Origin of the sequence: Streptomyces sp. NPDC057271, assembly GCF_042668715.1 — a bacterium.
GTDB lineage: Bacteria > Actinomycetota > Actinomycetes > Streptomycetales > Streptomycetaceae > Streptomyces.
Genome location: NZ_JBHUYJ010000047.1, coordinates 5623 through 20416, shown reverse-complemented (window position 1 = coordinate 20416; position 14794 = coordinate 5623). Strand labels below are relative to the sequence as shown.

The 14794-nt window shown below is 72.6% G+C and carries 13 protein-coding genes; all 13 read left to right on the top strand.

Going from position 1 to position 14794, the window contains the following annotated elements; translation table 11 throughout:
- Positions 1 to 91 precede the first annotated feature (91 nt).
- The 13 genes from ACFUJR_RS21900 to ACFUJR_RS21840 all read left to right on the top strand — a co-directional run bounded on the left by ACFUJR_RS21900 (position 92) and on the right by ACFUJR_RS21840 (position 14722).
- Positions 92 to 2164: a histidine kinase gene (locus tag ACFUJR_RS21900; RefSeq protein WP_383176017.1), complete on the top strand. Its 2073-nt coding sequence runs from the start codon at positions 92 to 94 to the stop codon at positions 2162 to 2164.
- Between the two features lie 69 nt (positions 2165 to 2233).
- Positions 2234 to 2854 carry a DNA-binding response regulator gene (locus ACFUJR_RS21895; protein WP_383176020.1) on the top strand — a complete coding sequence of 207 codons (621 nt, stop codon included), beginning with the start codon at positions 2234 to 2236 and terminating at the stop codon, positions 2852 to 2854.
- Between the two features lie 111 nt (positions 2855 to 2965).
- A complete protein-coding gene (locus ACFUJR_RS21890; protein WP_383176023.1) occupies positions 2966 to 3742 on the top strand; it encodes an alpha/beta fold hydrolase in 777 nt (258 codons plus the stop codon).
- A 74-nt stretch (positions 3743 to 3816) separates the two neighbouring features.
- Positions 3817 to 4398, top strand: coding sequence for an adenylyl-sulfate kinase (gene cysC, locus ACFUJR_RS21885; protein WP_383176053.1), 582 nt, complete (start codon positions 3817 to 3819; stop codon positions 4396 to 4398).
- Positions 4395 to 5339 (top strand): sulfate adenylyltransferase subunit CysD, encoded by a 945-nt coding sequence (gene cysD / locus ACFUJR_RS21880; RefSeq protein WP_383176026.1) that lies wholly within the window; start codon positions 4395 to 4397, stop codon positions 5337 to 5339. Before cysC ends, cysD begins: the two co-directional genes overlap by 4 nt.
- Positions 5340 to 5341: 2 nt before the next feature.
- The gene (locus tag ACFUJR_RS21875) at positions 5342 to 6763 is read left to right on the top strand and encodes a sulfate adenylyltransferase subunit 1 (RefSeq protein ID WP_383176029.1); all 1422 of its coding nucleotides are present in this window, start codon (positions 5342 to 5344) and stop codon (positions 6761 to 6763) included.
- Complete coding sequence (locus ACFUJR_RS21870) at positions 6754 to 7911, top strand: ABC transporter substrate-binding protein (protein ID WP_383176032.1); 1158 nt, start codon at positions 6754 to 6756, stop codon at positions 7909 to 7911. The genes ACFUJR_RS21875 and ACFUJR_RS21870 overlap by 10 nt, the downstream gene beginning before the upstream one ends.
- Positions 7912 to 8001: 90 nt before the next feature.
- Positions 8002 to 8811, top strand: coding sequence for an ABC transporter ATP-binding protein (locus ACFUJR_RS21865; RefSeq protein ID WP_383176035.1), 810 nt, complete (start codon positions 8002 to 8004; stop codon positions 8809 to 8811).
- Positions 8795 to 9685 (top strand): ABC transporter permease, encoded by an 891-nt coding sequence (locus ACFUJR_RS21860; RefSeq protein WP_383176038.1) that lies wholly within the window; start codon positions 8795 to 8797, stop codon positions 9683 to 9685. Before ACFUJR_RS21865 ends, ACFUJR_RS21860 begins: the two co-directional genes overlap by 17 nt.
- A gap of 421 nt (positions 9686 to 10106) precedes the next feature.
- Positions 10107 to 10433: a TcmI family type II polyketide cyclase gene (locus tag ACFUJR_RS21855; protein WP_383176041.1), complete on the top strand. Its 327-nt coding sequence runs from the start codon at positions 10107 to 10109 to the stop codon at positions 10431 to 10433.
- Positions 10430 to 11701 (top strand): beta-ketoacyl-[acyl-carrier-protein] synthase family protein, encoded by a 1272-nt coding sequence (locus tag ACFUJR_RS21850; protein ID WP_383176044.1) that lies wholly within the window; start codon positions 10430 to 10432, stop codon positions 11699 to 11701. The genes ACFUJR_RS21855 and ACFUJR_RS21850 overlap by 4 nt, the downstream gene beginning before the upstream one ends.
- Complete coding sequence (locus tag ACFUJR_RS21845; protein WP_383176047.1) at positions 11698 to 12921, top strand: ketosynthase chain-length factor; 1224 nt, start codon at positions 11698 to 11700, stop codon at positions 12919 to 12921. The genes ACFUJR_RS21850 and ACFUJR_RS21845 overlap by 4 nt, the downstream gene beginning before the upstream one ends.
- Before the next feature lie 19 nt (positions 12922 to 12940).
- Entirely contained in the window at positions 12941 to 14722 is a 1782-nt protein-coding gene (locus tag ACFUJR_RS21840; protein WP_383176050.1) for an ABC transporter ATP-binding protein, read from the top strand.
- Positions 14723 to 14794 lie beyond the last annotated feature (72 nt).

The following is a 14794-nucleotide window of genomic DNA, read 5'->3' as shown; positions in this document are numbered from 1 at the left end:
GTAAGATCACCTGCGGTATCCAGGGGGGGATGCCTGGGCGTTCGCCCGTGCTTCTCGGACACCACAGGTACGGCGTAGGAGGCACACTCTGATGCCCGACAAGCCTCGGGGGGAAGGGTGGGGCGACGAGCCCGATCCCCCTTACCAGACCCCGCGCATGGCCCTGCTCGTCACCCTGGGCGTGCTCGGCGGTCACACGCTCGTGACCGTCCTGAACGTCCTCGGTGAGGAGCCCGGAGCCGCGCGGATCGCGCTCCTCGCGGTCAGTCTGGCGGCGTTGCTCCCGCTCCAGTTCGCCTGCTCGACCCGGCGCCCGCGCACCTGGCCCGTACCCGTCCGCGTCCGCACGCTCTGTGCGCAGGCCGTGGTCACCTACCTGCCGCTCGTCTGGCTCGGCATGCCCTGGGGCGCCATGACCGGTCTGCTCGGCGGATCGATTCTCCTCCTCGTGACCGGCCCACTCCGCTGGCCGCTCTTCGCGCTCGCCACCGGCGCGATCGTGCCGATCGTCGTCACGATCGCGGGGACGGGCATCGCGCTCTACAGCCTCGGCGTCACACTCCTCTTCAGCCTCATCGTCTACGGGGTCAGTTCGCTCTCCGACCTCGTCTCCGAACTCCGCGAGACCCGGCGCGAAATCGCCGGGATGGCCGTCGTCCGGGAACGGCTGCGGGTCGCGGGGGACCTCCACGACCTCCTCGGCTACAGCCTCTCGGCGATCACCCTGAAGACCGAACTCAGCCACCGGATGGTCGTGCCGGCCCCCGATCGCGCCCGCTCGGAGGTCGTCGGAGTGCTCGGCATCGCCAGCGAGGCCCTGACCGACATGACCCTGGTCGCCACCGGCTACCGCGACATGTCGCTCGTCGCCGAGGCCGAGTCCGCCCGCTCCGTCCTCACCGCCGCCGGGATCGAGACCGTCACCGAGCTGGACTGCGGCCCGCTCCCGAGGGAGCTGGACACCGTCCTCGCCATCGTGCTGCGCGAGGCCGTCACCAACGCGCTCCGGCACAGCAAGGCGGATCACTGCGCGATCACCGCCGTCCGCGAGGGCGGGACGGTGACGCTGCGGGTCCGCAACGACGGCGTGGGGGAGACCAGCCGGGACACCACCGGCGGAGGTGGCAGCGGCCTCGGCAATCTGGCGGCCCGGATGAACGGCGTCGGCGGCGAGTTCACCGGACGCCCCACGGAGGACGGCTGGTTCGAGCTCCTCGCCCACGCGCCGGTGGAGCCGGCGAAGGGCCCGGAGTCCGGCCCGGACGCCGGCGGGGCCGCCGCCGTGGACCGTACGGACGGGGCCGGCTCCGAGGAGCACGCGCCCGCCGCCCCGCACTGGGCGGTCCGGATGGCCCGCGGCATGCTCGTCGCCGTCGTCGTCGGCTACACCCTCGTCGTCGTCATCAACGCCTCCGCCGGCGCGGAATCCGGCCGCGAGCTGCTCGGCTTCCTCGGCTGCCTCGCCGTCGTCGTCGCGCTCCAGTTCCTCCACTCGCTGCGCCGCCCGCGCACCTGGCCGGCCCGCACCCTCGCGCTCACCCTCACGCTCCAGGCCCTCGCCACGTACGCGCCGCTCCTCTGGCTCGGTGCCCCCTGGGGCTCGATGGCCGGATTCCTCGCCGGCTCGCTCCTCATCACCCTCGTCGGCACCCGGCGGCTCTGGCTGTACGGAGCGGCCGTCGGCGTCATCGCGCCCCTGGCGGTCGCGGCCGGAAACCCCCTGTACGACGTCGTCTACCTGACAGACTCCTCGCTCGTCGCGGGACTCGTCATCTACGGTTTCACGGCGCTGTACCGGCTGGTAATCGCCCTCCACGGGGCCCGTGGCACGCTCGTCCGGCTGGCCGTCGACCGGGAGCGGCTGCTCGTGGAGCGCGAGCTCCACGAGGTGCTCGGATCCAGCCTCTCCGCGATCGCCATGAAGTGCGCGCTCGTCCAACGGCTGCTGCCCGACGCCCAGGAGGCCGCCCAGAAGGAGCTGACCGCCGTCCTCGACCTCTCCCGCCGGGCCCTCGCGGACGTACGGCTCGTCGCGCGCGGATACCGGTCCCTGCCCGGCGCGCGGGAGACACCGGAGCACCGGCGGCCCCATGATTCGGCTCTCGGTACTTACCTGGCGGAAGACCGATCCTTCACACTGCGGCAGGAGGACGCCGCGATCTGACAACGCGTGGTCGTTCGGGGCGGTGAACGCCCTTTCTCATCGGCGGAAGCCAAAAAAAGGGGGGAACCAGTGGGGGATCGGCGACTCAGAATTCTCCTGGCCGAGGACATGCACATGGTGCGGGGAGCGTTGGTCGCGCTGCTCGAACTGGAACCGGACCTGGAAGTCGTCGCCGTGGTGGACAGGGGGGACCTGATCGTCCCGACCGCCCTGGACTGCCGGCCCGACGTGGCGGTCATGGACATCGACCTGCCGGGGACCGACGGTCTCACCGCGGCCGAGACCCTGCACGACAAGCTGCCGGGGTGCCGCACGCTGATCATGACCGGGCTCGGGCGCCCCGGTCTGCTGCGTCGCGCGATGTCCGCGAAGGTCTCGGGGTTCCTCCTGAAGGACTCCCCGGCCGAAAGTCTCGCGCAGGCGGTCCGGGAGGTCGCGGCGGGCCGGCGCGTGATCAACCCGCAGTTAGTCATGAGCGCCTGGGACATCGGTGAGAACCCGCTGTCCGAACGCGAGACCGAGGTGCTGCGCATGGCCGCGCGGGGGGACGAACCACACGAGATAGCGACCAGTCTGCACCTGTCACCCGGCACCGTGCGCAACTACCTGACGACCACGGTGATGAAGCTCAACGCGCGCAACCGGATCGACGCCGTCCGCATCGCCACCGAGGCCGGTTGGCTCTCCTGACCGGCGCGGGAACGCGTGCGACCGGTCCTCGACCAGCCGTCCACCGGCGCGTTCGAGGATGCCGACACTCGGTGCGGTGAGAGCACCTCCGTGCGGCATGAGGAGTGCGTGATGCGCAAGGTCGTTTCCCGGGACGGCACGACGATCGCCTACGAGAAGTCGGGGGACGGCCCGCCGATCGTGCTGCTGAACGGCTCGTTCCGTGACCACACGATCTTCGACGCGCTCGTTCCCGAGCTGGCGCCGCACTGCACCACCTACGTCTACGACCGGCGTGGGCGCGGTGAGAGCGGCGACGCGCCCGAGTACGCCGTCGGGCGCGAGGTCGAGGACCTCGCCGCGGTGATCGAGGCCGCCGGCGGCGAGGCCGTGGTGTTCGCCGGTTCCTCGGGCGCCAATCTGGCGCTCGAGGCGGCGCTCGCCGGCCTGCCGATCACCAGGCTGGCGCTGCACGAGCCGTTCTACCGGGTCGACGGCTTTCCGAAGCCCCCGTGGAACGTGGCGAAGACGACGCGCGTGCTGCTCTCCGAGAACCGGCGCCACGAGGCCGTCGAGTACTTCCTCGGTTCCTTCCTCGGCCTCACGCCCGACAACGTCGCCGAGTGGCGCCGCGGCCCGATCTGGGCGATGAACGAGACGAACGCACACACCCTCCCGTACGACATCGCCATCTGCGGCGACTACGAGGTGCCGGTCGAGCGGCTCGCCGAGTACGGGACGGAGACCCTGGTCCTCAACAGCGCCGGGACCAGCGACTGGCTGCGCGCCGCCGCGCGGGCCACCGCCGACGCCCTCCCGAACGGGCGCGGCCTCGAACTGCCGGGCTCCTGGCACCGGATCGACATGGACGTCCTCGGCCGCACCCTCGCCGAGTTCGCCACCGCCTGAGCGGACCGACCCCACCGAAGTCGACTCACGTGCAGGAGAGCGTCACCGTGACCACTGCTCCCCCTCTCGCCGCCGTGCCGGCCCCGGCCCCCGGGGGCCGTACCGCGGCGGCCCTCGCCCGCCCGCGCGGCGCCACCGTGTGGCTGACCGGCCTGCCCAGCGCGGGAAAGACCACCCTCGCCCGTGCCCTCGCCGACCGGCTGCGCGCCGAGGGAGGGCCGGTCGAGGTGCTCGACGGTGACGAGGTCCGTGCCCATCTGTCGGCGGGTCTCGGGTTCAGCCGGGAGGACCGGCACACCAACGTGACCCGGATCGGTTTCGTGGCGGAGCGGCTCGCGGCGCACGGCGTCACCGTCCTCGCGCCGGTCATCGCCCCGTACGCCGCCTCCCGCGCCGCCGTGCGGGAGCACCACGCCGGGCGCGGCACGGCGTTCTTCGAGGTCCATGTGGCCACGCCCGTCGAGGTCTGCTCGGCGCGCGACGTGAAGGGCCTGTACGCGCGGCAGGCCGCCGGGGAGATCAGCGGCCTGACCGGTGTGGACGACCCGTACGAGATCCCGGCCGACCCCGAACTGCGCATTGGGACCCAGGGCCGGTCCGTGGCCGAGTGCGCGGCCGAGCTGCACGCCTTCCTCACCGAGAGGGGCCTTCGATGAGCGCGCCGACCACGGCCCGCGGCCCGGTCGGGGCCCCGGAGAGCCCCTACGCGCTGTCGCACCTGGACGCCCTGGAAGCGGAGTCCGTCCACATCTTCCGCGAGGTGGCGGGCGAGTTCGAGCGGCCGGTGATCCTTTTCTCCGGCGGCAAGGACTCGATCGTCATGCTGCACCTGGCGCTGAAGGCCTTCGCACCGGCGCCGGTGCCCTTCGCCCTGCTGCACGTCGACACCGGGCACAACTTCCCCGAGGTCATCGCCTACCGCGACCGCGTCGCGGCCCGGCACAGGCTGCGGCTGCACATCGCCTCCGTACAGGAGTTCATCGACACGGGACGGCTGCGCGAGCGCCCGGACGGCACCCGCAACCCGCTCCAGACCGTGCCGCTGCTCGACGCCATCGGGACCCGCCGCTTCGACGCGGTCCTCGGGGGTGGCCGCCGCGACGAGGAGAAGGCCCGCGCCAAGGAACGTGTCTTCTCCCTGCGCGACGAGTTCGGTGCCTGGGACCCCCGCCGGCAGCGCCCCGAACTGTGGTCCCTCTACAACGGCCGGCACTCCCCCGGGGAGCACGTCCGGGTCTTCCCGCTCTCCAACTGGACCGAGCTGGACGTCTGGCAGTACATCCAGCGCGAGGGCATCGAGCTCCCGGAGATCTACTACGCCCACGAGCGGGAGGTGTTCGCGCGCGACGGCATGTGGCTGACGGCCGGGGACTGGGGCGGCCCGAAGGAGTCCGAGACCGTGGAGAGGCGGCTCGTCCGCTACCGCACGGTCGGTGACATGTCCTGCACCGGCGCGGTCGACTCCGCCGCCGCCGACGACGCGGACATCATCGCCGAGATCGCCGCCTCCCGGCTCACCGAGCGCGGGGCCACCCGCGCCGACGACAAGCTGTCCGAGGCCGCCATGGAAGACCGCAAGCGTGAGGGGTACTTCTAGCCATGACCACCGCACAGGAAGCCACCGTCACGCGGCACGACGCGGCCCCGGAGCACGGGGCCCGGGAGCGCGACGCGGCACCCGGGCACACCGCACCCGCCCCGGGTTCCGCCACCTCGCTGCTGCGCCTGGCCACCGCGGGCTCCGTCGACGACGGCAAGTCCACCCTGGTGGGCCGGCTCCTGCACGACTCCAAGTCGGTCCTCGCCGACCAGCTGGAGGCCGTCGAGCACGCCTCCCGCGACCGCGGCCAGGACACCCCGGACCTCGCCCTCCTCACGGACGGGCTGCGCGCCGAGCGCGAGCAGGGCATCACCATCGACGTGGCCTACCGCTACTTCGCCACGCCCCGCCGCCGGTTCATCCTCGCCGACACCCCGGGCCACGTGCAGTACACCCGGAACATGGTCACCGGCGCCTCGACGGCCGATCTCGCGGTCGTCCTCGTCGACGCCCGCGACGGCGTCGTCGAGCAGACCCGCCGCCACCTCGCCGTCGCCGCCCTGCTCCGGGTCCCGCACGTGGCGCTGGCCGTGAACAAGATGGACCTGGTCAGCTACGCGGAGTCCGTCTTCGCCGCCACCGCCGAGGAGTTCACGGCGTACGCCACCGAGCTCGGCGTCCGGGACGTCGTGGCGATCCCGCTCTCCGCACTCGCCGGCGACAACGTCGTCGAACCCTCCGCGCACATGGACTGGTACGCCGGCCCGACGCTGCTCGACCACCTGGAGACCGTCCCGGCCGGCGGCGCCCCGAACGGCGAACCGGTCCGCTTCCCCGTCCAATACGTGATCCGGCCGCAGACCGCCGAGCACCCCGACTACCGCGGCTACGCCGGCCGGCTGGCCTCCGGTGTGCTGTCCGTCGGGGACCCGGTGACCGTGCTGCCCTCCGGCCACACCACCACCGTCGCCGGGATCGACGCCTTCGGAGAACCGGTCGACCTCGCCTGGGCCCCGCGGTCGGTCACCGTACGGCTCGCCGACGACATCGACGTCTCACGCGGCGACCTGATCACCACCGCTCCGGCGCCCGTGCCGACGCGGGACGTGGAGGCCGGACTCTGCCACCTCGACGAGCGCCCGCTGCGCGTCGGCACCAAGGTGCTGCTCAAGCACACCACCCGTACCGTGCGCGCCGTGGTCCGGGAACTGACGTACCGGATCGACGTCGGCACACTGGAACGGCAGCCGCACCCGTCGGAGCTGCGCGTCAACGACATCGGCCGGGCGGTGCTGCGCACGGCGGAGCCGCTGGCGCTCGACCCCTACGCCGACAACCGCGCGACCGGGTCCTTCCTGCTCATCGACCCCGCCGACGGCACCACGCTCACGGCCGGCATGGCGGGCGAGCCCTTCGGGGCCGCGCTCACCGGGCCGGCCCGCACCGCGGGGGCGGCGGCGAACGACGAGCCGTGGGTCTGACGGTGCCACGCCCGCAGCCGGAGCCCCCGCGCCGCGCGCCCGGCGGGCCGACCCGACGGGCGGCCCTGCGGGGCGGGGCGGCGCTGGCCGCCACCGGCCTCGTCGCCTCCTGCGGCTACGGCTCCCGTAGCCCCGACCGGGCCGGTTCCGGCCCGGTGGCGCTCACCGCGGGTACGGGCCCGCCGCTCTCCGCCGGCACCGTACGCGTCGGCCACTTCGCGAACCTGACCCACGGCACCGCGCTCGTCGGACTGCGCCGGGGCCTCTTCCAGAAGGAGCTGGGCGGCACCCGGCTCAGGACGCAGGTCCTCGGCGCCGGTCCCAGCGCGATCGAGGCCCTCAACGCCGGAGCCCTCGACCTCGCCTGGATCGGCCCGTCGCCCACGGTCAACAGCTGGACGCGGTCGGGCGGCACGTCCCTGCGGATCGTCGCCGGTGCGGCCTCCGGCGGCGTCCGGCTCGTGGTGAACCCGGCGCGGATCAGAACCGCCGCCGACCTCCGGGGCAGCCGGATCGCCTCCCCGCAGCTCGGCAACACCCAGGACGTCGCCCTCCTCACGTACCTCGCCGAGCAGGGGTACGAGGTCGACCCCGCCACCGGGGCCGGCGAGGTCTCCGTCGTCCGCACCGACCACAACGTCCTGCCCGGCGCCTACCGTTCGGGCTCCGTCGACGGCGCCTGGGTGTCCGAGCCGGCCGCCGCCCAGCTGACCGCGCTCGGCGCGGAGGTCCTCCTCGACGAGCGGTCCCGCTGGCCCGGCGGGGCGTTCGTCACCACCCACCTCGTCGTCGCGCAGCCCTTCCTGACCGCGCACCCGGATGTCGTCGAAGCCCTGCTGCGCGGCTCGGTGGCCGCCAACGCGGCCATCGCCGCGGCTCCGGAACGGGCGCGGGCCGACGCCGCCGCGTACACCGAACTGCTCACCGGAGGACGGCTCGAACCCGCCGTCCTCGACCGGGCCTGGGACGGCATCGACTTCCTCGACGACCCGCTGGCCACCACCCTGCGCGCCCAGGCCGCCCACGCGGTCGCCGCGGGTCTCCTGAAGGAGACCGACCTCCGCGGCGTCTACGACCTGCGCCCGCTGAACCGGGTGCTCGCGGCGGCCGGACGGCCCCCCGTGCCGGACGCCGGACTCGGCTCCTGACGCCGTACGGCCACCCCGCCGCACCGCACCTCGGACACGCGCGCGGCCGCGCCCCGTCCGTCCTCCCGACCACTCCCTCAGGAGGTGCCCGTGACCACGGCACTGACTTCTCAGAAGGACACTCGCCACGTCGGGGCCGCCGCGCCGGCACCGCCCGCCGTGCGGCTCACGCGGGTCTCCAAGTCCTTCGGACCCCCCGGCACGGGCGTGCCCGTGCTCGACGGCATCGGCCTGGACGTCGCCCCGGGCGAGTTCGTCACCCTGCTGGGCGCCTCGGGGTGCGGCAAGTCCACGCTGCTGAACCTGGTGGCGGGGCTCGACGCGCCCGACTCCGGGACCGTCGAGGTGCCCGGCCCCCGGCCGGCCCTGATGTTCCAGGACCACGCGCTGTTCCCGTGGCTGACCGCCGGCGGCAACGTCGAGCTGGCGCTGCGTCTGGCCGGGGTCCCGCGCGAGCGGCGCCGGTCCGAGGCCGAGCGGCTCCTCGGCCTGGTCCGGCTCGGCGGCGCCCACGGCAAGCGGGTGCACGAGCTGTCCGGCGGCATGCGCCAGCGCGTCGCTCTGGCCCGCGCCCTCGCCCAGGGCGCGCGCGTCCTGCTGATGGACGAGCCGTTCGCGGCGCTGGACGCCATCACCCGGGACGTCCTGCACGACGAACTGACCCGGATCTGGGCCGAGCACGGCCTCACCGTCCTGTTCGTCACGCACAACGTGAGCGAGGCCGTCCGACTCGGCGGGCGTGTCGTGCTCCTGTCGTCGCGGCCCGGCCGGATCGCCCGCGAGTGGAGCGTCGACCTGCCGCAGCCCCGCAGCCTTGAGCCCGCCGGGGTCGCGGCGCTGTCCTCCGAGATCACCGAGCACCTGCGTGGGGAGATCCGCCGCCATGTCGTCCAGCACTGACGTCCGCCCGCACACCGACGAGTCCGCCGGGGTCGGGACCGGGCTCGACGCGCTGCAGACCGTGCCCGCGGAGCGCGCTCCGCTCGGCCGGGTACTGCGGCGGAAGGCGCTGCCGCCGCTGCTCGGCGTCGCCCTGGTGCTCGGTGTCTGGCAGCTCGCCCACAGTCTGCGCCTGACGACCCCCGACAAGCTGCCGGCCCCGGCCGACGTGTGGGTCGCCCTCACCGACCTCTGGTACGAGGGCACGCTGTTCTCGATCATCTGGACCAGCCTGTGGCGCGGGGTCTCGGGCTTCCTGCTCGCCGTCGCGATCGGCACCCCGGTCGGTCTGCTCGTCGCCCGGGCCCGTGTCGTACGGGCCGCCGTCGGCCCCGTCCTCGCCGGGCTCCAGTCGCTGCCGTCGGTCGCCTGGGTACCGGCCGCCGTGATCTGGCTCGGCATCGACGACTCGGCGATGTACGCGGTCATCCTGCTCGGCGCGGTGCCGTCGATCTCGAACGGGCTGATGTCCGGGATCGACCAGGTCCCACCGCTCTTCCTACGGGCCGGCCGGACGCTCGGCGCGACCGGGGTGCGCGGCGCCCGGTACGTCCTGCTGCCGGCCGCCCTGCCCGGCTACCTGGCCGGGCTCAAGCAGGGCTGGGCGTTCTCCTGGCGCTCCCTGATGGCCGCCGAGCTGATCGCCTCCTCGCCCGAACTCGGTCTCGGGCTCGGGCGCTACCTGGAGAACCAGCGGGAGTTCTCCGACATGGCCGGCGTACTCGTCGGGATCATCCTGATGCTCGTCGTCGGGGTCGCCGTCGACCTGCTGTGCTTCGCCCCGCTGGAGCGCCGGGTCCTGCGGTCCCGAGGGCTGCTCGCCGCCTCGCGCTGACCGTGCCGTCGCACGCCCCCGGGGCGGCTCCCGGCACCACCGGAAGCCGCCCCGTTCCCGTACCCCGCGTCCCGCCGCGGCGGACGCTCCACCGGTGTTCGACAGGCTTCCGACCCCGTCTCGAGAGAGGTCGCCCAGGGTGGGCACCGGGTGGTTCCCGGCGAAGGGAGACGGACATGGGTTCACGGCTCAGGTCCGCCATGCGATCCGTGTGGCGGGACCTCAGCAGGGGCCTGATGTGGATGGGCTTCGCGTGGAACGGCATGTATCCGCCTCTGGAATGGCAGGACTGCTGGTCCCAGCCTTCCCCCACCGGCCGGCCCTGTCCGCAGCCGTTGTCGGAAGAGGAGCTCGCCGCATGGTCGGAACTGGTCAAGCAACTGCGATAGGGGCGCAGCGCACCCCCCAAGGAGACGGTCGAATGCACAGCAATCTGATAGTGGCCCGAATGGACTCCCGGTCGAGTGACGAGGTGGCGCGGCTCTTCGGCGCTTTCGACGAGACCGAGATGCCGCACCGCATGGGGACGCGGCGACGTCAGCTCTTCATGTTCAACGGTCTGTACTTCCACCTCCAGGACTTCGACGGCGAGGACGGCGGAGAGCTGATCGAGAAGGCGAAGACCGACCCCCGTTTCGTGCGGATCAGCCAGGACCTGAAGCCCTTCATCGATGCCTACGATCCGGCGACCTGGCGTTCCCCCGCGGACGCGATGGCGAAGCGCTTCTACCACTGGGAGTCTCAGTGACCGGCAGGCGTGTGGTCGTCACCGGGGTCGGCGTGGCGGCTCCGGGAGGGATCGGGGCCAAGAACTTCTGGAGCCTGCTGAGCGAGGGCCGGACGGCGACGCGGGGGATCACCTCCTTCGATCCCGCGCCGTTCCGCTCCCGTGTGGCGGCCGAGATCGACTTCGACCCGGAGGAGCACGGGCTCGGCCCGCAGGAGATCCGGCGCACCGACAGGGCGGCGCAGTTCGCGCTGGTCACGGCGCGTGAGGCGATGGCGGACAGCGGGCTCGACGTGGGCGCGCACGCGCCGCACCGGATCGGTGTGGCGGTCGGCAGCGCCGTCGGCGCGACGATGGGGCTCGACGAGGAGTACCGGGTCGTCAGCGACGGCGGCCGGCTGGACCTGGTCGACCATGGGTACGCCGTCCCGCACCTCTACAACTACTTCGTGCCCAGCTCGTTCGCGGCCGAGGTGGCCTGGGCGGTCGGCGCCGAGGGGCCCACGACGGTGGTCTCCACCGGCTGTACGTCAGGCATCGACGCGGTCGGCTACGCGGCCGAGCTGATCCGCGACGGCTCCGCCGACGTCATGATCACCGGTGCCTCGGACGCGCCGATCTCGCCGATCACGGTGGCGTGCTTCGACGCGATCAAGGCCACGACCTCACGCAACGACGACGCCGAGCACGCCTCCCGGCCCTTCGATCTGACCCGCAACGGATTCGTCCTCGGTGAGGGCGCGGCGACGTTCGTTCTGGAGGAGCTGGAGTCGGCCCGCCGGCGCGGCGCCCACATCTACGCCGAGGTCGCCGGCTACGCCAGCCGCTGCAACGCCTTCCACATGACCGGGCTGCGCCCCGACGGCCGGGAGATGGCCGAGGCCATCCGCTCCGCGCTGGACGAGGCGAGGCTCGCCCCGGAGGCGGTGGACTACGTCAACGCCCACGGCTCGGGCACCAAGCAGAACGACCGGCACGAGACCAGCGCCTTCAAGCGCAGCCTGGGCGAGCACGCCTACCGGACCCCCGTGAGCTCGATCAAGTCGATGGTCGGCCACTCGCTCGGCGCGATCGGCTCGATCGAGATCGCCGCCTCCGTCCTGGCCATGGAGAACAACGTGGTGCCCCCTACCGCGAACCTGCACACGTCCGACCCCGAGTGTGATCTCGACTACGTGCCGCTGACCGCGCGCGACTGGCGCACCGACACGGTGCTGACGGTCGGTAGCGGTTTCGGCGGCTTCCAGAGCGCGATGGTTCTCGCCCGACCGGACAGGACGACGGCATGAACTCCACCAGAGTCGTGGTGACCGGCATCGGTGTCGTGTCGCCCAACGGTTTCGGCGTGACGGAGTACTGGGAGGCGACGCGCGCCTCGAAGAGCGGCATCCGCCGCATCGAGCGCTTCGATCCGGAGCAGTATCCCTCGAAGCTCGCCGGCCAGATCGACGGCTTCGCCGTCAAGGAGCACCTGCCGAGCAGGCTCGTGCCGCAGACGGACCGTATGACGCAGCTCGCGCTCGTCGGCGCCGAGCACGCCCTGACGGACGCCGGGGCGAGCACGGAGGGGACCGACGGGTACGGCATGGGCGTGATGACCGCCAGTACCTCGGGCGGCTTCGAGTTCGGCCAGGGCCAGCTGCAGAACCTGTGGAGCAAGGGCGGGCAGCACGTCTCCGCGTACCAGTCCTTCGCCTGGTTCTACGCGGTGAACACCGGCCAGATCTCCATCCGGCACGGGATGCGCGGCCCCAGCGGCGTGGTCGTCAGCGACCAGGCCGGCGGCCTGGACGCGCTGGCCCACGCGCGCCGCCTGGTCCGCAAGGGCAGCGATCTGATCCTGTCGGGCGGCGTCGACGCGGCGATCTGCCCGTGGGGCTGGGTGGCCCAGCTGACCAGCGGAAGGATGAGCACGGAGGACCGGGCGGACCGCGCCTACCTGCCCTTCGACGCGGACGCCTCCGGGTACGTGCCCGGCGAGGGCGGCGCGCTGCTGGTCCTGGAGGACGCCGAGGCGGCCCGCCGCCGCGGGGCGACCGGGGTGTACGGGGAAATCTGCGGCTACGGCTCGACCTTCGACCCGGCTCCGGACAGCGGCCGGGAACCGACGCTGCGGAAGGCGATCGAGATCGCGCTCGCGGACGCGGGTCTGGAGGCCGGCGACATCGACGTGGTCTTCGCGGACGCGTCCGGCGTGCCGGAGCTCGACCGGATCGAGGCGACCGCGCTCACGGAGGTCTTCGGGCCGCGTGGGGTCCCGGTCACCGCGCCGAAGACGATGACGGGGCGACTGGGTTCGGGGGCGGCGCCGCTGGACGTCGCGACCGCGCTGCTCGCCATGCGCGACGGGGTGATCCCGCCGACGGCGAACGTCACGCTCTCGCCCGACTACGACCTCGACCTGGTCACCACGGTCCGGGACACCCCGGTGTCCACGGCGCTCGTCCTCGCCCGCGGCCACGGCGGCTTCAACTCCGCCGTCGTCCTGCGCTCCGTCGACTGGAACTGACCGAGGGGAAGAAGGCCGAGTGGACATCACCGGGTCGGCAAGCGATCGTCCCCCCGTACAGAAGCGCCGGATCATCGGGCTGTTCCGCCCGTACCGGGGGAGCCTGACGTCCGTGGCGCTCCTGGTGGCGGGCTCGTCCTTGGTCTCCCTCGTCAACCCGTTCCTGATCCGGGAGATCATGGACACGGCGCTGCCACAGGGGCGGACGGGGCTGTTGTCGGCGCTCGCGCTCGGCATGGTCGTGGTGTCGGTCGCGACGAGTTCGTTCAACGTGTGGCAGACCCATGTGTCGGCGAAGGTCGGCCAGGCGGTCATGCACGACCTGCGGACGGCCGTCTACTCGCACCTCCAGCGGATGTCGCTGGCGTTCTTCACCCGGACGCGGACGGGGGAGGTGCAGTCACGCATCGCCCACGACATCGGCGGGATGCAGGTCACGGTGACGACGACCGCGACCGCACTGGTGGCGGACGTGACGATCGTCTTCGCGACGACGGCGGCGATGCTGTTGATCGACTGGCGGCTGACACTGGCCTCGCTGGTGATGCTGCCGGGGTTCGTGTGGGTCAGCCGGCGCGTCGGCGACGAGCGCCGGGTCATCACCCGGGACCGGCAGAAGCAGTTCGCCGAGCTGTCGGCCACCGTGCAGGAGTCGCTGTCGGTCAGCGGGATCATGCTGGGCCACACGATGGGCCGGGCGCGTTCGCTCACGGACACGTTCGCGGAGCAGTCGCGCAGGCTGACCACGATCGAGGTGCGGGCGAGCACCGCGGGGCTCTGGTACCAGTCGACGATCTGGATCGTCATGGCGTCGATGCCGGCGGTCATCTACTGGGCGGCGGGGCTGACGGCGAGCGGCGGACAGATGGCCGTCTCGATCGGCTCGCTCGTCGCCTTCACCACGCTCCAGCAGGCCCTGTTCCGTCCGGCGCAGCGGCTGCTGACGGTCGGGATCGACGTCCAGAGCTCGCTGGAGCTGTTCGCCCGCATCTTCGAGTACCTGGACCTGCCGGTGGACGTCGCCGAGCCGGAGCACCCGGTGGAGCTCGGGAAGGTGCGCGGCGAGGTGCGGCTGCGCGGGGTGTGCTTCACCTACGCGGGGGCGGAGCGGCCCACGCTGGACCAGGTGGACGTGACGGTGCCGGCCGGGCGGAGTCTGGCGATCGTCGGGGAGACCGGTTCGGGAAAGACGACGCTGAGTTATCTGATCCCGCGTCTGTACGACCCCACGTCCGGTGTCGTGACGATCGACGGCGTCGACGTGCGGGACCTGTCCTTCGGGACGCTGACGGCGGCGGTGGGCGTGGTCTCCCAGGAGACGTACCTGTTCCACGCCACGGTCGCCGAGAACCTGCGCTTCGCGAAGCCGGACGCGACCGACGAGGAACTGGTGGAGGCGGCGCGGATCGCGCACATCCACGACTACCTGATGTCGCTGCCCGACGGGTACGACACGGTGGTCGGCGAGCGCGGCTACCGGTTCTCGGGCGGGGAGAAGCAGCGCCTCGCGATCGCCCGCGCGATCCTGCGGGACCCGCCGGTCCTGGTCCTCGACGAGGCCACGAGCGCGCTGGACACGCAGACGGAGAAAGCCGTGCAGGCGGGCATCGACGCGGCGAGCGAGGGCCGGACGACGATCACGGTGGCCCACCGGCTCTCGACGATCCGGAACGCGGACGAGATCCTCGTCCTGGAGCGGGGCCGGGTCGCGGAGCGGGGCACGCACGAGGAACTGCTCGCCCTGGGCGGGCACTACGCGACGCTCGTGAACCGGGACGCGCAGGAGCTGGCCGCCGCCTGATCCACCCCGCCGCCTCCCCCGCCGTGGGGGGGGGGGGGAGAGGGGGTTTCGTGTGGGGTGGGGGGTCTCCCT